General features: G+C 58.6%; 17 protein-coding genes. 8 read left to right on the top strand and 9 right to left on the bottom strand.

Annotated elements, in window-relative coordinates; all coding sequences use genetic code 11:
• Positions 1 to 41 precede the first annotated feature (41 nt).
• Positions 42 to 770: a TrmH family RNA methyltransferase gene (locus ACP86_RS08530; RefSeq protein ID WP_053113325.1), complete on the bottom strand. Its 729-nt coding sequence runs from the start codon at positions 768 to 770 to the stop codon at positions 42 to 44.
• A gap of 156 nt (positions 771 to 926) precedes the next feature.
• Between ACP86_RS08530 and rlmE the strand changes: the two genes are divergently transcribed.
• Positions 927 to 1547, top strand: a complete 621-nt coding sequence (gene rlmE, locus ACP86_RS08525) for a 23S rRNA (uridine(2552)-2'-O)-methyltransferase RlmE (protein WP_053113324.1) — start codon at positions 927 to 929, stop codon at positions 1545 to 1547.
• 1 nt (position 1548) lies between these two features.
• On the opposite strand, the gene ACP86_RS08520 is transcribed toward rlmE, so the two are convergent.
• On the bottom strand, positions 1549 to 2583 hold the full coding sequence (locus ACP86_RS08520) for a histone deacetylase family protein (protein ID WP_053113323.1): 1035 nt from the start codon (positions 2581 to 2583) through the stop codon (positions 1549 to 1551).
• A gap of 145 nt (positions 2584 to 2728) precedes the next feature.
• Between ACP86_RS08520 and ACP86_RS08515 the strand changes: the two genes are divergently transcribed.
• Positions 2729 to 3277: a YgjV family protein gene (locus tag ACP86_RS08515; protein WP_053113322.1), complete on the top strand. Its 549-nt coding sequence runs from the start codon at positions 2729 to 2731 to the stop codon at positions 3275 to 3277.
• Positions 3278 to 3432: 155 nt separating this feature from the next.
• Positions 3433 to 4959 carry a flavin-containing monooxygenase gene (locus tag ACP86_RS08510; protein ID WP_053113321.1) on the top strand — a complete coding sequence of 509 codons (1527 nt, stop codon included), beginning with the start codon at positions 3433 to 3435 and terminating at the stop codon, positions 4957 to 4959.
• Here ACP86_RS08510 and mltF read toward each other — a convergent pair whose 3' ends face one another.
• Positions 4960 to 6336: a membrane-bound lytic murein transglycosylase MltF gene (mltF, locus tag ACP86_RS08505; RefSeq protein ID WP_053113320.1), complete on the bottom strand. Its 1377-nt coding sequence runs from the start codon at positions 6334 to 6336 to the stop codon at positions 4960 to 4962. It lies immediately after the preceding gene.
• Positions 6337 to 6530: 194 nt separating this feature from the next.
• Between mltF and ACP86_RS08500 the strand changes: the two genes are divergently transcribed.
• Both ACP86_RS08500 and ACP86_RS08495 read left to right on the top strand, forming a co-directional pair.
• The gene (locus ACP86_RS08500) at positions 6531 to 7451 is read left to right on the top strand and encodes a lysophospholipid acyltransferase family protein (RefSeq protein ID WP_053113319.1); all 921 of its coding nucleotides are present in this window, start codon (positions 6531 to 6533) and stop codon (positions 7449 to 7451) included.
• Between the two features lie 69 nt (positions 7452 to 7520).
• The gene (locus ACP86_RS08495; protein WP_053113318.1) at positions 7521 to 7976 is read left to right on the top strand and encodes a DUF302 domain-containing protein; all 456 of its coding nucleotides are present in this window, start codon (positions 7521 to 7523) and stop codon (positions 7974 to 7976) included.
• Between the two features lie 37 nt (positions 7977 to 8013).
• Here the strand turns inward: ACP86_RS08495 and ACP86_RS08490 are convergent, their stop codons facing one another.
• Positions 8014 to 8829, bottom strand: coding sequence for a prolipoprotein diacylglyceryl transferase family protein (locus tag ACP86_RS08490; RefSeq protein ID WP_053113317.1), 816 nt, complete (start codon positions 8827 to 8829; stop codon positions 8014 to 8016).
• Between the two features lie 319 nt (positions 8830 to 9148).
• Here ACP86_RS08490 and ACP86_RS08485 point away from each other — a divergent pair, with 319 nt between their 5' ends.
• Complete coding sequence (locus ACP86_RS08485; protein WP_053113316.1) at positions 9149 to 10471, top strand: DEAD/DEAH box helicase; 1323 nt, start codon at positions 9149 to 9151, stop codon at positions 10469 to 10471.
• 148 nt (positions 10472 to 10619) lie between these two features.
• Here ACP86_RS08485 and ACP86_RS08480 read toward each other — a convergent pair whose 3' ends face one another.
• Entirely contained in the window at positions 10620 to 11336 is a 717-nt protein-coding gene (locus ACP86_RS08480; RefSeq protein WP_008172661.1) for an OmpW/AlkL family protein, read from the bottom strand.
• Between the two features lie 158 nt (positions 11337 to 11494).
• Positions 11495 to 11965, bottom strand: a complete 471-nt coding sequence (locus ACP86_RS08475) for a winged helix-turn-helix transcriptional regulator (RefSeq protein ID WP_053113315.1) — start codon at positions 11963 to 11965, stop codon at positions 11495 to 11497.
• Positions 11966 to 12054: 89 nt separating this feature from the next.
• Between ACP86_RS08475 and ACP86_RS08470 the strand changes: the two genes are divergently transcribed.
• Positions 12055 to 13167 (top strand): NADH:flavin oxidoreductase, encoded by a 1113-nt coding sequence (locus ACP86_RS08470; protein ID WP_008172665.1) that lies wholly within the window; start codon positions 12055 to 12057, stop codon positions 13165 to 13167.
• 152 nt (positions 13168 to 13319) lie between these two features.
• Positions 13320 to 13625, top strand: a complete 306-nt coding sequence (gene bamE, locus ACP86_RS08465; RefSeq protein WP_053113314.1) for an outer membrane protein assembly factor BamE — start codon at positions 13320 to 13322, stop codon at positions 13623 to 13625.
• A 30-nt stretch (positions 13626 to 13655) separates the two neighbouring features.
• Here bamE and pntB read toward each other — a convergent pair whose 3' ends face one another.
• The 3 genes from pntB to ACP86_RS08450 all read right to left on the bottom strand — a co-directional run bounded on the left by pntB (position 13656) and on the right by ACP86_RS08450 (position 17374).
• Positions 13656 to 15047 (bottom strand): Re/Si-specific NAD(P)(+) transhydrogenase subunit beta, encoded by a 1392-nt coding sequence (pntB, locus tag ACP86_RS08460; RefSeq protein ID WP_053113313.1) that lies wholly within the window; start codon positions 15045 to 15047, stop codon positions 13656 to 13658.
• Between the two features lie 12 nt (positions 15048 to 15059).
• A complete protein-coding gene (locus ACP86_RS08455) occupies positions 15060 to 16637 on the bottom strand; it encodes a Re/Si-specific NAD(P)(+) transhydrogenase subunit alpha (RefSeq protein ID WP_008172671.1) in 1578 nt (525 codons plus the stop codon).
• Positions 16638 to 16741: 104 nt separating this feature from the next.
• The gene (locus ACP86_RS08450) at positions 16742 to 17374 is read right to left on the bottom strand and encodes a TetR family transcriptional regulator (RefSeq protein WP_039881970.1); all 633 of its coding nucleotides are present in this window, start codon (positions 17372 to 17374) and stop codon (positions 16742 to 16744) included.
• Between the last annotated feature and the right edge of the window lie 313 nt (positions 17375 to 17687).

Genomic DNA, 17687 nt, shown 5'->3' with positions numbered 1-17687 from the left:
AGAACGATTGGGGAAAGTGCTCAGAGCATGGGGTTTGCAGTCTAAAGGTCCCGCATTAATTCGTAGGTGCACATATTCACCGCTGAGGCCAGGTTCAGGGACTCGATCTGCCCCTGGCCTTGAATGCTGTACGACACCGCCTTCAATTGATTGAGGGCCTCCCGCGGCACGCCCCGGGCCTCGTTGCCGAACAGATAACAGTCGTGTTCCCTGAAGCCCCGGGATGCCATCGAACCGCCATTGAGGTCGAGGCAGGCCAGGCTCTGGTATCGGTCGGGAAGGCTTGTCAGAGCAACGTCGGTTTCAAGAGGGACGTGAAAGAGCGCCCCCATGCTGGCTCGCACTACCTTCGGGTTGAAGGGGTCGACACTGCCCGGGCTCAGCAGACATCGGAAACCGCCGAACCAGGCGAGGGTGCGCAGTATCGTACCGAGGTTGCCGGGGTCCTGAACCTCATGCAGGTAAATCGTTTTTTCCCCGGGCACCGGTTCAGCCGGGCGCTCCGGCATGGGCACCACCGCAAGAATCCCCTGGGGTGTCCGGGTGTCGGCGAGCTGTGCCATCTGGCGATCGCTGATGGCATGGGTTCTGAACGGGCTTTGCCAGTGCTCATAGGCGCTGGTGGCGTAGAGCTCCGAGGCTTCAAGAGCAGGTTGGCGGGCCGCGGCTTTCTGCAGCTCAAGAACCAGGTGCTCGCCCTCAACGAGGTAGTGGCCAAACGACTGCCGGTACTTTTTCTGGTGCAGCTTTTTGATGTCGGCCAGATTCACGAGGGCGGTCTCCCGTCAGGTGGGCTTGGTGGGTTCTGAAAAATCACAGGATGCTGGCCGGATTGTACGTGTGGCCGGCCCGGTTGTCAGGATTTTGCCGCCGCCCGGCGCGGCACGTACAATTAGCGCCTGGTTTTCCCGTTTTGAAGAGACCCCATGGCCCGATCCAAAAGCAGTAACCGCTGGCTTGAAGAGCACGTAAACGACCCCTTCGTGAAACAGGCGCAGGTGGACGGCTACCGCTCACGTGCCAGTTACAAGCTTCTTGAAATCAACAAGAAGGACCGGCTGATCCACCCTAACATGGTGGTGGTGGATCTGGGTTCCGCCCCCGGTGGCTGGTCCCAGGTGGCGGCCAAACTGGTGGGCCACAAGGGCCGCGTGATTGCCTCCGACATCCTGCCCATGGATGCCATTGCCGGCGTGGATTTTATCCAGGGTGATTTCACCGAGAACGATGTGTTCGAGTCGATCATGGCCACCCTGGGCGATGACCCGGTGGACGTGGTGATTTCCGACATGGCGCCGAACATCAGCGGCGTGACCGTTGCCGACCAGGCCGCTTCCATGTACCTGGTGGAACTGGCCCTGGACATGGCAAGCCAGGTACTCAAGCCCAAAGGCAGCTTCCTGGCCAAGGTGTTTCAGGGCGAAGGGTACGATGAGTACCTGAAATCGGTCCGTGCTGTCTTCGACAAGGTTGTGGTGCGCAAGCCGGATTCCTCCCGCTCCCGCTCCCGGGAAGTCTACATCCTCGGCAAGGGCTTCAAGGGCTGATTCAGCCTGCAGCCCGGTCGAACCCCTGCATGACGTTGACCGCATTGACGCCGATGGCATCGACGTCGTAACCGCCTTCCATGGTAAAGACGGTTGGTAGTCCAAGCCGGGCAAGTCTCTGGCCCAGGGTCAGGTAATCGCCGGACGTCAGCTTGAAGAACGAAATCGGGTCTTCTTCGAAGGTATCAACACCCAGGGCGACCACCAGGGCGTCCGGCTGGAATGCCTGGATCCGCTCGCAGGCGGTTTCCAGCCCCTGACTCCAGACGCTGTAGGGGGTGTTGGGCGGGTAGACCATATTCAGGTTGTAGCCTTCGCCGACGCCCTCGCCGGTCTCATCTTCAAAACCGAGAAAATGCGGGAACACCAGGTCCGGATCGCCATGCAGGCTGATGGTCAGCACGTCGTTGCGATCGTAGAAAATCGCCTGGGTGCCGTTGCCGTGGTGGAAGTCCACATCCAGCACGGCGACCTTGCCATAGCCCTGGTCACGAAAGGCCTGGGCCACGATGGCGGCATTGTTGAAGAAACAGTAACCGCCGAACAGATCGGCGTGGGCATGGTGTCCGGGTGGCCGGCACAGGGCAAAGGCGGCACGTTCACCCCCGGCCACCAGTTTCTGGGCGGTCAGGGCCACATTGGCTGATGCCCGGGCGGCTTCCCAGGTGCCGTCTGAAATCGAGGTCTCTGCCGCAAAGCTGTAGTAGCCCAGCCGGCCGTCGATGTCTTTCGGCAGCCGATGGCGCATGCCGCGCCCGGCCCAGACCGCCGGGATGGCTTCCCCTGGTTTGCCGGCCGCCAGCCATTCCTGCCAGCAGGTTTCCAGGAAAGCCACATACTCGGCCGTGTGCACCCGTTTGACGGGTTCCAGACCGAATTCTTCCGGTTCCAGAATCTCTCCAAGGGCCTGATCCTTCACCCGTGCCAGGATGGTTTCGGCACGGGAAGGCTTCTCGTGGGGCTCGATCAGCAGTCCGCCGTCCAGTTCGGTTTTGACATGTCGGCGGCTGTGCAGGGGAGAGAATACGGTTTTCATGGTCGGGGACAGTCCTGGCTCAAAGGTGCGAATTACTTTGGCACACGGTGCTCCGTGGCTCAGTTCCGGTAATTATGACAGGCTGAAGCCTTTTCCGGGGAGAAGGCATTTCCGTTATGGCAACAAACAGATACACCGTTGAACAATGACTGAATTTATCGCGGATATGACCCTCGCCGAGGGGCTGGGCCAGGTGTGCGGTCTTGTTGCGCTGGGTTTCTGCATTGCCGGCTTCGCCAACAAGAACGACGACCGGCTGATGGTGCTGCTGATTTCCGCCAACGTTGCCTTTGCCCTGATGTTTGCGTTTTTCGAGAGCTGGACGGCATCGGCACTGACGGTACTGGTGATCCTGCGCATTACCCTGGCCCGCAAATACCAGGGCAACTGGCCCATCATGCTGGGCATGCTGGCGGTCAATCTGGTGGTTGCCTGGGCGACCTGGAAATCGATCACCGACGTGTTCCCCCTGGCTGCCGCGGTTTTCGGCACCGTTGGCATGTTCATGCTCCGGGGTATTCCCCTGCGTATCATCCTTGGACTGGCAGCACTGGCCTGGATGCTCAACAACATCGTGATCGGCTCCCTGGGTGGCACCCTGGCCGAGGGTATGGTGCTGGTCACCAACATCATCACCATCATCAGGCTCTATCGGCTGCAGAAGAAATACCCCGATTTCACGCCCGGAAGTTGAACGGCGTTGCGGGTCGGCGGTTTCGCATCTCGAGACTGACTGAAACAACCAGGGGCAGGGACCACTTTGGCCAATTCCCGACCAGCGCAGCCTGAGCTATCTTGATTGCAGGCCATTGATTATAAAAAGCGGACTGGAATCCGAGAGGACAGGCAATGAGTAACCAGCATTTCGATGTACTGATCATCGGCGCCGGCGTTTCCGGCATTGGCATGGCATGCCATCTTAAGCGTGAATGCCCCGGCAAGTCGTTTGCCATCCTCGAACGTCGGCAGTCCCTGGGTGGCACCTGGGATCTGTTCCGTTACCCGGGAATCCGCTCGGATTCGGACATGTTTACCTTCGGCTACAATTTCCGCCCCTGGACAGGCGGCAAGGTGCTGGCCGACGGCGCATCGATCAAGAATTATGTGGCGGAGACCGCCAGGGAGCATGATGTCGAGCGCCACATCCGCTTCGGGCTGGCGGTGAAGACAGCGGACTGGTCAGGTGTCGACAAATGCTGGAAGCTCTCGGCCCTGAACGAAGCCACCGGCGAAACAGAATACTACACCGCCAACTTCATGGTCGGCTGTACCGGCTACTACAATTATGATCAGGGCTACAAGCCGGACTTCCTGGGTGAAAATGATTTCCGCGGCCAGATCGTACACCCGCAGCACTGGCCGGAAGATCTCGACTACGCGGGCAAGAAGGTGGTGGTTATTGGCAGCGGCGCAACTGCCATTACCCTGGTGCCGACGATGGCAGAGCAGGCCGCTCATGTCACCATGCTGCAGCGCTCACCCACCTATCTGATGCCTCTGCCTTCAACCGACAAGGTGTCTCTGGCCCTGCAGAAAATTCTGCCCGAGAGAACCGCCTATCGGCTGACCCGGGCCCGGAATATTTCCATTTCCCGTTTCCTTTACTTGCGCTCCAGAAGGAGCCCGAAGTTCATGCGCCGGCTGTTCCTGGGCATTATCAAACGCAAGGTTGGGGACACCGCCGATATGCGGCACTTCACGCCGGATTACAATCCTTGGGACCAGCGCCTGTGTGTGGTAAAAGACGGGGACCTTTTCCAGGCCATGAAAGCGGGCAAGGCGTCCATTGCCACCGATCATATTGACCGCTTCACGGAAACCGGCATCCGCCTGAAATCGGGCGAGGAACTGGAAGCAGATATCATCATCCCGGCAACAGGTCTGGATATCCAGATGCTGGGTGGAATCCGGCCGACCGTGGACGGCCAGGAAGTCGTGATGAAAGACAAGATTATCTACAAGAACGTGATGGTGGAGGGCGTGCCCAACGCCGGCATGATCTTCGGTTACACCAACATTTCCTGGACCCTGAAGGTGGACATTGCCGCCGAGTACCTGTGCCGGCTGATGAACCTGATGGACAAGCGTGGCTATCGTACCGTGGTGGCCCGGGACACTGAGAACAGTCGCGGCGACGACACGGTGCTTGGCTCTCTGGATGCCGGCTACATTCGCCGGGCCGCCGATCGCCTGCCCCGCCAGGGCACTCACGGGCCCTGGAAGTCGTCCCAGAATTATCTCGAGGACGTCAAAATCCTGCGATTCGAGCCGATTGAGGATGGCTACCTGGAATTCGATGGAAAGCGGACCCACGCGAGCCACAAGGAATCCGGTGGTTTCCTGCGGCCCCTGCGCTCGGCCCTGTTCGGAACCTGATCACTCAAAAGCCGAACGTATGACATCCCGGTAGTTGCGAATGCGCTGCACGTAATGCACCGGCTCATAGCCTCGGGCGTATCCGTAGCGGGTGCTGGGGTAGTATCGCTTGTCGGCTTTCAGGGGTAGCACCTCGGTCATATCCTGCCAGGAGTCCGGATTCTTGTTCAGGTTCCGCGCCAGTTCCCGGGCATCCAGCAGGTGCCCACGGCCGATGTTGTAGCTTGCCAGCGCCAGGAAGGTGCGGTCCGGCTCAGGAATAGTCTCTGGCAGGCGGCGGTGACGGTCGGCCAGATAGCGGGCGCCACCATCAATAGCTGCATCGGGATCGAGCCGGTTGGTTACACCCAGAGATTCGGCGGTTCGTCGGGTAAGCATCATGATGCCGCGGACACCGGTGGGGGATTTCGCCGCTGGATCCCAGTGGGATTCCTGATAGGCCAGTGCGGCCAGCAGGTCTGCGGGCATGCCGGTTTTGGCCTCCGCTTCCCGGAATTGATCGATGAAATCGGGCAGGCGGTCTTCAATGCGTCGATTCAGGGCCCGCAGATCCACGAAATCAAAGTCGCCAATGTAGGCATAGTAGCGGTTCTCCATCAGCCCTATGGCCTCATCGCCTTCGACGCTATTCATCCACTCGTGGGCATCGGAGGCCAGATCTTCGGAAGCCTTGGGCATGTACCAGCCAAGATTCCGCCCCTGTGTGAGCGTCATCGCCACTTCCAGGTGGGGGAAATGCCGGCGCATGACCTGAACAATGTTGGAATCAGCGACGGTGCAGCCGACATCCCGTTCGGCAACATCCGAGAGAATGACCTCTGTCGTGCGATCTGCATCCTCCTCAAAAGCGATTCCCGGATGCTGTTCATTCAGCTTGTTCAGGGTTTCAACGTAGCTGGAGCCGGCGGTTACGACAATATCAGTGCCGGGAATGTCCTCAGGTTTGCGGGGCATGGGCCGAGCGTCGCGATGGCAGACGAGTTGTTCGGTAATCTCGGTGTGAGCCGGGCCTCTTACAAAGCGCTCATCGCGGGAGGCGAGGTGCGTCAGTCCCGCTGCGGCCAGATGGGTGTTGCCAGATTCCAACGCCGCCAGAACGTCGCTGGTGGAATCAAGCATGGTCCATTCTACCTGCCAGCCCCGACTCTCGGCGTAGGCGCTGATCAGTGCGTGCTCCGGACCGACGGGGTTTTCGTGGCGATCCAGGTAATAGGTGGTGGAGCCATTGCGGGTGGCGACTTTGAGTGTCCCGGTTTCCGACGGTGGTTTGAGCTCTGCTGTCGGCTGTGTTGTCGTCTGTTGGCTGCTATTTTCACTGCAGCCGGCGAATACGAGCGGCAGGATAAGAATGCCGGGGGCGAACTTCCATCGGGACATAGCGAGGAATTTCCTGTCTTTTAGGATGATTTCTACGTATAAACGCGTATCTCCTGTAAACCATACTCCTGAATTCCGGAATTGGATCCCCTTTTGGGCCAACAAGGCCCATGAGGATCTCAAGTATCCCGCCAGCGGAGAATGTGTCAGGCTGAGCGTCCCCTTCCTTATTACAGATCACAGGCGATCGTTGTATGGCCTCCGGTAGAAAAAGTAGAAAACGCGCTCTCTGGCATCCCGCTTTTTGGGGGGCCTGGGCTCTGGTCTTCCTGCTCTGGCTTTTCTCATTTCTTCCCATGGGACTGAAGCAGCGCTTTGGTCGCTGGCTGGGGAGGCTGCTTTCCAGAAAAATGCGATCCCGGGCCAGGGTTGCGGACGCCAATCTCGCCGCCTGCATGCCGGATCTGGATGAAGCAACCCGTCGCCAACTGGTTGAGGATGCCTTTGTGGCCTCGGCGCGTGGCGTTCTGGAAAGCGTTCATGCCTGGTGGCGGGATATGACTCCCTATTGCGAGAGCGCGTCGGTGTATGGCACCGAGCACCTTGAAGAAGCAAAACGACGCGGCAAGGGTGTGCTGCTGATCGGTGGTCACTACAGTATTTTCGATTTTGCACTGCCCTTGATTGCCTGCAAGCTCGATAAGCCGGGTTACATGTATCGCCCCAACAACAATCCGGTGATCGACCGTATGATCGAACGCGGCCGCCGACGCCATTTTGGTATCCGGCCCTTCACCAAGCGTCAGATCAGACCCATGTTGTCGTTCCTTAAAGAAGGGGGGCAGGTCTGGTTCGCCTGTGATCAGGATTTCGGCAACAAGTCGGAGGTGTTTGTGCCCTTTTTCGGGGTCAGTGCCGGCTGTATTACGTCGCCGAGCTACATTGCCCGGGAATCCGGCGCCGCCGTTATCTGCGTGAGTCACCTGCGAATGCCCGATGGCAGTTACCGGGTGGTGTTCTCTCCGATTCAGGAATCCTTCGGCGAACATCCGGAACAGGACGCCAAAGTCTGGAACGGTTTTATTGAAGCCACTGTTCGTGAGCAACCCGATCAGTACCTCTGGCTGCACAAGCGATTCAAGAGCAGGCCAGAAGGTGCGGCAGCGATATACTGAGGCGCGTTCATGCGTAACGCCTGCCTCTGTTCTATCCTGAAAACTTCAGCAAACCCTCTGGAGGATATTATGCGCTGCACTCTCAGACTGGTTCTGGTGGCATCGACTCTGCTGTTCGCCATGTTCACCCATGCCGCAGATGGACTGATCGCGATCAAAAGCAGTCACGATGTAAAAACCACGGCCGACAAACTCGAGTCTGTGCTCAAAGAGAAGGGCATGACGGTCATGGCCCGCGTTAATCATCAGCAGGGCGCCGAAAAAGCCGGGCTGGCGCTGCGGCCGACCGAAGTGGTTATTTTTGGCAACCCCAAAGTCGGCACGCCACTGATGCAGTGCGCCCAGAGTGTGGCCATTGACCTGCCCCAGAAAGCCCTGATCTGGGAGGATGCCACCGGTGAGGTATGGCTGGGGTACAACGATCCGCAATACCTGAAGAGCCGCCATGACATCGAAGGATGCGATGAGGTGCTCGATAAAGTGAGTGGCGCATTGGGAAATTTTGCCAAAGCGGCCACTCAATAGAGAAAACTCAGGCCACTATCGGGAAATCGAGCCAGGTTCATTCCTCGGGTGTACGGATCTGTTCCAGGCCTCTTGCCAGTGTTGCCCGTGACAGTTCGCCCATGTGGGAATCGATTAATTGGCCCTGGGCATTGTAGAAAAGCGTGGTTGGTAAGCCATTGCTGCCCACAGCCCGGGCCAGCTGAGCCTGATCGTCCCGGTACAGATTGTTCAGGTTCAGACGGTTTTCCTCAAGAAAGGAACGGATGGTTTCCGGCTGTTCCCTCTGGTTGGCAAACACAAAGGCGACATCCTGGTAGATATGCTGGGCCTCCTCCAGCACCGGCATTTCGCGAATACAGGGCGGGCACCAGGTGGCCCAGAGGTTCACCACCAGGGGTTTGCCCGGAGCTAACTGGTCCATGTGGACTGCTTCGCCATTGAGCGAACGCAGCGCAACGTCCGGCATGCCTCGGGCCTGCTGTTCGATCAGTGTGATGGTTCCTGCGGTGGCAGCCCAGAACAGGGCGCCCGTCAGCGCAGCAGTAGCCAGGGGTTTGCGCTGCGCTTCCCTGCGCCAGAGCAGAAAGCCGGTGAAGATGAGGGCGCCGACGACACCCCAGAGCACATCGAAACCGCCGTCCCGGATATCAATGATGCCCAGAAGATCATTCTGGTAATGCTCGAAGTAACTGATAACGAAACCGACCCGGGCACAGAGCATCGCTACCACGAAGATATCGGCCACCGATCCGGCTACGGGCACCCTATATTTGCGGCCCAGCACCCCTCCAACCAGCAGAGCCAGGCCGAAGGCGATGACCAGGAGCAGGTGGCCGATGGACAGGCTCAATGGGCCGATGCTGACGCTCATTCTCTCAACTCCATGTTGGCTTCCGGTGATCAAAACACTCTGACTTGAGGATGTCCGCCAGGTTCCTTCGGATGCTTATTATAATCACCTATGGCTAATTGCCCGGGCCTCTGTTAATGTGCCCGCATCCTGCCTCTAGGGATTCCGCAGTTTAAGGCTTTAAGCCCGTGCGACCTTTCCATACGACCTGTCAGAGGACGTCACCCCGATAACGGCGCGTGACCGTAGTCGTCTTTTATTCCATGAATGTTCATGGCATCTGCCCGCATTCACCGAGAACGGTGGTCGTGGAGGCAGAATAATCAAGAGTTGATCCTATATGAGTTTTTCTTCACTCGGTTTGTCCGAGCAGCTGGTCCGTGCCACGTCTGACCAGGGTTATGAAACCCCGTCTCCCATTCAGGCCCAGGCCATTCCCGCCGTGCTTTCTGGCCGGGACGTTATGGCTGCTGCCCAGACCGGTACCGGCAAAACCGCCGGTTTTACCTTGCCCTTGCTGCAGCGTCTGGGTGAAAACCCGCGCACCGGCAAAGGCCCCCGCGCGCTGATCCTGACGCCCACCCGTGAACTGGCGGCACAGGTTCACGACAGCGTGAATCTTTACAGCAAATACGTTCCTACCAAGGCCGCGGTGGTTTTCGGTGGTGTGAAAATCAATCCGCAGATGATGAAGCTGCGCAAAGGCCTGGACGTGCTGGTGGCAACACCGGGCCGCCTGATGGACCTGTATCAGCAGAACGCTGTGCGCTTCAACGAAGTGGAAATCCTGGTGCTGGACGAAGCCGACCGCATGCTGGATATGGGCTTTATCCGCGACATTCGCAAGATCCTTTCGCTGTTGCCGGCCAAGCGCCAGAACCTGTTGTTCTCCGCCACCTTCTCGAATGAGATTCGTACTCTGGCCGAAGGTCTGCTGGATAACCCGGTTCAGGTTGAAGTGGCGGCTCGAAACACCTCTGCCGAAAACATCAAGCAGTCTGTCTACCCGGTGGATCAGAGCCAGAAAACCGCCCTGCTGAGCAAGCTGGTGCGTGACAACAGCTGGGACCAGGTGCTGGTGTTTACCCGCACCAAGCACGGTGCCAACCGCCTGACCCAGAAACTGGAGAAGGACGGTATTACCGCTGCTGCCATTCACGGCAACAAGTCGCAGGGTGCCCGTACCCGCGCGCTGGCGGACTTCAAGGCTGGCGAAGTGCGTGTGCTGGTGGCAACGGATATCGCGGCTCGTGGCCTGGACATCAAGCAGCTGCCCCAGGTGGTGAACTTTGAACTGCCCAACGTACCGGAAGACTATGTGCATCGTATTGGCCGCACCGGCCGTGCCGGTGAGAGTGGTCACGCCCTGTCACTGGTCAGTGCTGATGAAGGAAAAATGCTGGCGGGCATCGAAAGGCTGATCAAGAAGCAGCTGCCGCGCACGGAAGTGGAAGGCTTTGAGCCGACCAACAACCTGCCGCTGAAGCCGAAAGCCAAGGCCGATCCCAGCCGCGCCCGTACCCGCAGTAGTAACGGTGGTGGTAATGGCCGGCCCGGAGGCAAGCCGAAAAGCTTTGGGGACAAGCCAGGTGGCCGCAGTGGTGGCCGGAGCCAGAATGGCGGTGGTCAGCGAAGCCGCTCAGCCCAGCGCCAGAGTGCCTGAGGCAGGTCAGGACAGTTCAGGAAGGCGGGGCAGATGCTCCGCCTTCCTGTTTCTGGCGGACAAAAAAAGGCGGGGCCGGAGGGCCCCGCACAGGAGAGCGCACCTTTCGTCAGCCAACAGACCGTGGCGACTGACGGAGGCACGGGGATCAAAACTTGTAGGACAGGCCTACCATGTAGACCCAGGGGTCGATATCAACGTCAATGGTGCTGGTGTCTGCTTTAGTGTTGCCAGCGTAGGCGTTGATGGTGGCCTCGGTATCGATGTCTGCGTACCAGATAGCGGCGTTTACACCGATGTTGTCTGTGACCATGTAATCCAGGCCAATCTCAGCTGCCAAGCCAAAGCTGTCATCCAGTTCGATGTCGGTGCGGTCCACGCCTGAGGCGAGTGTTGCATAGGTATCGGTCAGAGTCTGGGTGGTTTTCTCTTCAAAGAAGTTGGTGTAGTTCACGCCAACGCCAACATAAGGCTGGAACTTGCTGCCACTTGGCATCGGGAAGTATTGCAGCGTGATGGTTGGCGGCAGTTGCTTGGTTTCGGCCAGTTTGCCGGCGCCACCCAGAATGGATCCATCACCTTCAATGTTGTGCTTGAACGGCGTCGCGCCCAGAATACCCAGAGCAATCTGATCAGTGAACATATAGCTCACGGTCAGGCCCAACTGAGTGTTGGAATCAACGCTAACCTTGGCGCCGTCAAGCTCACCAAGAGCATTGGAGTTCAAATTGCTGCTGGAGGAATCCGGATCAACAGTCACCACGCCAACGCGGCCAATAAAATCACCAGCTTCGTACGCTTGAACAGCCGGCGCCGCAGCCATAACCGCTGCAGCCAGAACACCAAGTTTAAATGTGCGGGACATATCCATCTCCTTAACCTGAATCGTTGATGGCTTCAGATTAGTGGCAGCGGAGAAAGGAAACTTGATTTAGCGCAAGATTGGCCGGGCAGGGGGGCTGGTTTGATCGCAAGATTGACGTAGCTCAAGAAATCGGGCGGCGCCGCGATTACTGCGGAGAGTCAGGCCGAGTTCTTTTTTCGCACTGGCAGGCTTTCTTCCGGAACAAACACATCGCGAATGGACAGGGCTTTGCCATCGGCGTCCTGGACTTCCACCGTGTGTATCGGGCGACCGGTGGCGCGGTCGCGCAGGTCCAGCGGAGCCTCATCCGGGGCGGGGTTCCATTTATCTCCCCACTGGCGCAGGGCAATCACCACCGGGAACAGATCCCGGCCTTTCTCAGTCAGGCGGTATTCAAAGCGGGAGCCGTGTTCGCCCACATCCACCTTGCGCAACACCTCGTTATCCACCAGCCGGGCCAGACGATCGCAGAGGATATTCTTGGCAATGCCCAGTTCCTGCTGGAAGTCCACGAACCGGCGGGTGCCATACATGGCGTGTAGTACGATCAGCAGGGACCACCAGTCACCCACTTCATTGAGGGCACGGGCGACGGAGCAACTGGAGTCATCAAAACGTTTTCTGGCCATGGTGGGAGTGTACTGAATAGGGTTGCATTTTAAAACCAGATTCAATATGGTTGCTTAACGAAACCAAACTAGTAAGGTTGCACATTACCATGAGCATGAATCTTGGCCCGCTTTTCGAACCGTTTGAACTTCACAACCTCAAGCTGCGTAACCGGGTGGCGATGGCACCGATGACCCGCAACTTCTCGCCTGATGGTGTGCCGGGTGAGGATGTTGTGGCCTATTATCAGCGCCGCGCCGAAGCCGGCGTTGGTCTGATCATTACCGAAGGCACTACAGTAAATCACCCCGCCGCCAGTGGTTATCCCAATGTGCCGGCATTTCATGGTTCCGACGCCCTTCAAGGCTGGAAAAACGTTGTTGATGCCGTGCACGAAGCCGGTGGAGCCATTTTCCCGCAACTCTGGCACGTTGGCGCCGTACGCAAGGAAGGCACACCTCCGGATCCTTCGGTGCCCGGTTACAGCCCATCCGGTCTGTTTGGCCCTGGCAAGCCCAACGGCAAAGCCATGACCAAAGAGGATATTGAGGATGTCGTCACCGCCTTTGCCGATGCCGCCCAGGATGCCAAAGCCCTCGGTTTTGATGGTGTCGAGATCCACGGTGCCCATGGCTACCTGCTGGACCAGTTCCTGTGGGAAGGCACCAACCAGCGGGACGATGAATACGGCGGCTCTATGGAAAACCGCCTGCGCTTTGTGGTCGAAATCGTTGAGGCGGTGCGCCATCGCGTCGGGCCTGATTTCCCGATCATGCTGCGGTTCTCCCAGTGGAAGCAGCAGGATTACGAAGCCAAACTGGTGAACAGCCCTGAGGAACTCGAACGGTTCCTGAAGCCACTGGTGGAAGCCGGTGTGGACATTTTCCACGCCTCTACCCGCCGGTTCTGGGAGCCGGAGTTTGAAGGCTCGGATCTGAACCTCGCAGGCTGGACCCAGAAGCTTTCCGGCAAGCCGACCATGTCCGTGGGCAGTGTCGGGCTGACCGAAGATTTCATCAGCGGCACCTTTGCCAGCAAGCAGGAAGCGGTTGAGAAAGCCGGGATCGATGAGCTGGTGGAGCGGATGAATAACCACGAGTTCGAGCTGATTGCCGTTGGTCGGGCACTTCTGCAGGATCCCGAATGGCTGATCAAGGTGAAAGAAGGCCGGTTGAACGAAGTCGAATCCTTCGCCAAGAAGTCCCTCGCCAAACTGTATTGATTATCCCCTTCGATCGGACGATCGACCTGCCGCAGCGCCTCCCGGCCTGCGGCTTTTTTGTTTCCGGAAACCTGTCGTCTTCGTAATCGCGTCTGCTCAGAGACACGTTATGATGGGTGAAATTCACCCGAATATGAGGGATACGTATGTCGATGATTGGTTCGGTTAAAACGTTGTGCGTGGCTCTGGTGATGGCGGCCATGGTGGGCTGTGCGACTGTCGGCAAAGACTTCGCCACCCACAATGTGGACCAGATCCAGATTGGTGAAACCACGCGGGCCGATATCCAGGAGATGTTCGGCGAGCCGTGGCGCACCGGGATCGAAGACGGCAAACGCACCTGGACCTATGGCAAGTACAAGTGGTCTGCCTTCGGTGAAGCGGAAACCACCGACCTGGTGGTGCGGTTCAACCAGGACGGCACCGTGTCGTCCTACGTGTACAACACCACCGAATAACTCCCGAAGAAAACAGGCGCGGGGCTGCCTTCAGCCCCGCAAGCCTCCTACCAGCTTATCGATGCTTTCCTTGGCATCGCCGAACAGCATACGGGCGTTGTCCTTGAAGAACAGTGGATTCTCCACCCCGGAATAACCGGTGGCCATGCCCCGCTTGAGGATAACCACCTGGTGGGCCTTCCAGACCTCCAGCACCGGCATGCCGGCAATCGGACTGCCCGGGTCTTCGGCGGCGGCCGGGTTCACGGTGTCGTTGGCGCCGATGACCAGCACCACGTCGGTATCCGGGAAGTCATCGTTGATTTCGTCCATTTCCAGCACGATGTCATAAGGGACGTGGGCTTCCGCCAATAGCACGTTCATATGCCCTGGCAGACGGCCGGCCACCGGATGAATGCCGAAACGCACGTTTACGCCCCGTTCCCGAAGGATCTTGGTCATCTCGCTGACGCCGTTCTGGGCCTGGGCCACCGCCATACCGTAACCGGGCACAATGATCACCGACTGGGCGTTGCGCAACTCCTCGCAGACATCATCGGCACTGGATTCGTGCACCGTTTGATCGGCGTCCGCGGCCGCCGAACTGCTGCTGGTCTGGCCGAAGCCACCGAGAATCACGCTGATGAACGAGCGGTTCATGGCCTTGCACATGATGTAGCTGAGGATGGCACCGCTGCTGCCCACCAGGGCACCAACGACAATCAGCAGATCATTGCCCAACATGAAACCGATGGAAGCGGCGGCCCACCCGGAGTAACTGTTTAGCATGGATACCACCACCGGCATGTCGGCGCCGCCAATAGCCATGATCAGGTGAATGCCGAGGACCGAGGCAATGGCGGTCATCAGGATCAGGGCAACGATTCCCAGGGCCATGCTCTCGGTGCCCAGGAACCAGGCCCCGAGCAAGACGCAGACAATGATCGCTGTCAGGTTCATCAGATGCCGTCCGGGCAGGGTCAGCGCCTTGCTGTCGATTCGGCCGTCCAGTTTGCCGCAGGCCACCAGTGAACCAGTGAAGGTAATGGCACCTATAAAAATGCCGACAAACACCTCCACCAGTTTGATGGTGTGCTCGGTACCGGAGGTGGCAATCAACGGCTCGATATAACCGGAAAAACCTACCAATACCGCCGCCAGACCCACGAAACTGTGGAGCAGGGCGACCAGCTGAGGCATCTGGGTCATTTCCACCTTGTTGGCGATGGGAATGCCAATGCCGGCACCGAGCAACACGGCAATGATGATGGCGGTAATGCCTCCGTCTACGCTGGCCAGAGTGGCCCCCACCGCGATGATAATGCCGGCGACGCCGTAGAGATTACCGCGCCGTGCCGATTCCTGGTGGCTGAGGCCACCCAGGCTGAGAATAAACAAGATACTTGCGACCACGTAGGCCACGCTCACCAGTCCTGTGCTCATATCGGGCGCCTCCTACTTGCGGAACATTTTGAGCATGCGATGGGTGACCCGGAAGCCACCGCCCACGTTGATGCTGGCAATCAGCACCGCCACAAACGCCATGATGCCAACGGCAATATTCTCCGCCTGGGCCAGATGCAGAATGGCGCCGATAACGATGATGCCGCTGATGGCGTTGGTAACGCTCATCAGGGGGGTATGCAGGGAAGGGGTTACGTTCCAGATCACCTGCCAGCCAATAAAGCAGGCCAGTACGAACACAGTGAAGTGTTGCAGGAAGCTTTCCGGCGCGTGGGCGCCCACTCCGTAGAGCGCCAGGGCCGTCACCACCAGAAGAACGCCTTTGCCGATCAGGCTGCGACGGTCCGCGTCCTTCTTGGCGGCCGCTTTTGCTTCGGCTGAAGGCTCCTCGGTGCCCGGTGCGGGCTTGGGGCTGACCGGCGATTCCGGTTGTGGCGGCGGCCAGGTTATTTCGTCCTCGTGAACCACCGTCAGGCCGCGGATGACTTCGTCTTCCATGTTCACCAGCGGCGTGCCGTCTTTCTCGGGTGTCAGCTCGGTGAGCAGATGCACCAGGTTGGTGGCGTACAGATCACTGGCCACCTTGGCCATCCGGCTGGGCAGGTCGGTGTAGCCGATCAGGGTAACGCCGTGTTGATGGGCGACTTTGCCCGGTTCGGTCAGTTCGCAGTTACCCCCTCGCTCTGAGGCCAGATCCACGATCACGCTGCCGGGCTTCATGGATTTTACCATGTCGGCGGTGATCAGTTTCGGTGCCGGTTTGCCGGGAATCAGGGCGGTGGTGATGATGATATCCACCTCTTCCGCCTGCTCTGCAAACAGCGCCATCTCCGCCTTGATGAACTCGTCACTCATCTGCTTGGCGTAACCACCGCTGCCGCTGCCTTCCTCGTCACCGAAATCCAGTTCCAGGAACTCGGCGCCCATGCTCTCGACCTGTTCCTTTACTTCCAGCCGGGTATCAAAGGCCCGCACGATAGCGCCCATGCTGTTGGCCGCGCCAATGGCTGCCAGGCCAGCCACTCCGGCACCGATGACCATGATTTTCGCGGGTGGCACCTTGCCGGCAGCGGTAACCTGCCCGGTAAAGAAACGCCCGAAGTGGTTCGCCGCCTCGATCACCGCCCGATAGCCGGCGATGTTGGCCATGGCGCTGAGTGCGTCCATCTTCTGGGCGCGGCTGATGCGGGGCAGGCTGTCGATGGCGAAAGACGTGATCTTTCTGGCGGCCAGCTTTTCCAGCAATTCCGGGTTCTGGGCTGGCCAGATGTAGCTGACCAGAAACGCGCCCTCCTTCATCAGATCCGCTTCGTGTTTGCCCAGTGCCGGATTTTCCATGGGCGCGCGGACCTTGAGGATAAAGTCGGCTTCTTTCCACAGTGAGCTGGTATCGGCTGCGATGGCTGCGCCCACTTTTTCATAGGCGGCATCGGAGTAGTTCGCCGCCTCGCCGGCGCCGCCTTCCACGATCACGTCATAACCAAGTCCGATTAACTTGTGAACAGAAGGTGGCGTGGCGGCCACTCGCCGCTCGTCCTCAAAGATTTCCTTGGGGATACCGATTTTCATTATTGGTTTGCCTCCGGATTTCCCGATTGATCACTTGTTCTGGTTATCTACATACTAGTGCAGGTTGCCAGATCTGCCCGGAAAGCGGATTTATCGGAGGTATATCAGCCCTGCCTCAGGGCGAGGCGTTCGACTTCCGTTTGCGACAGGTGATCAAGCATCGCACCCCGGAACTGCCGGTTGATGAAATGTTCGGTTTCGGTCTGGATGGTTTCGCGCTGGGCGGGTTTCTCGATGTAATCCATGGCCCGGAACAGGATGTAGCGGATGGTCATGCGGGAGACTTCATGAATGGTCTCGGACGGCACGGCGCTCACCAGTTGCCGCTCGATAATGTCTTCGGCCATTTCCCGGGCGCTGGCTTCAAGCTGTGATTCAAGGGCCCGTCGCAGTATCGGGGAGGGGCCGTGGAGTTCCCGCACGGCCACCGTAGTTGCCGCCGGATTGGCCAGGAAGTAGTGGTACACAAACGCCACCGTATCCCGCGACGCCTGTTCGGAAGAATCCGCCATCTGCCGCAGATCCCGGACCCCGGCTTTCATCTCCTCGGCAATGTAACCCAGTACCTGCAGGCCGAATTCATCCAGGCTCTTGAAGTGTCGGTAAAAGGTATTCGGATTCAGCCCCGCCTCCCGGGCAAGCTCCCGCAGTCCCAGCGACGTCAGGCTCCGGGTTTCGGTAATCAGCCGAAGCGCAGCCTGGATGAGTTTCAGCTTTCCGCCGGTTAATCCGTTCATCTTTTCCTCTGCTTTGGAGGTTGGCCGCGTTGGCAGGTATTCCGAAAACCGCTGCAAGTACGTCCATGTACGCTTGCTCTCCGCCATCCCTGGCTCCGAGCATTTTCGGAATACCTGCCCACAAATGACCAGCCCCCCCAGCCAGAGCCCGCCGCAGAGGCCAATGATCAGTCACCTGAGGCCAATCACCGAACCAGGAGTATACGGTTGTATACCAAGCTGTGTATACATGTGTCTACCGGCCATGATGACCCGCCGGATAACAACAGACAAGGTCTAGTGTCCCGTTTAGCTGGGGCACTGGGGCCAACGC

Origin of the sequence: Marinobacter sp. CP1 (genome assembly GCF_001266795.1) — a bacterium.
Classification (GTDB): domain Bacteria; phylum Pseudomonadota; class Gammaproteobacteria; order Pseudomonadales; family Oleiphilaceae; genus Marinobacter; species Marinobacter flavimaris.
The sequence above is the reverse complement of the archived record's forward strand: the minus strand, read 5'-3'. Positions and strand labels throughout refer to the sequence as shown.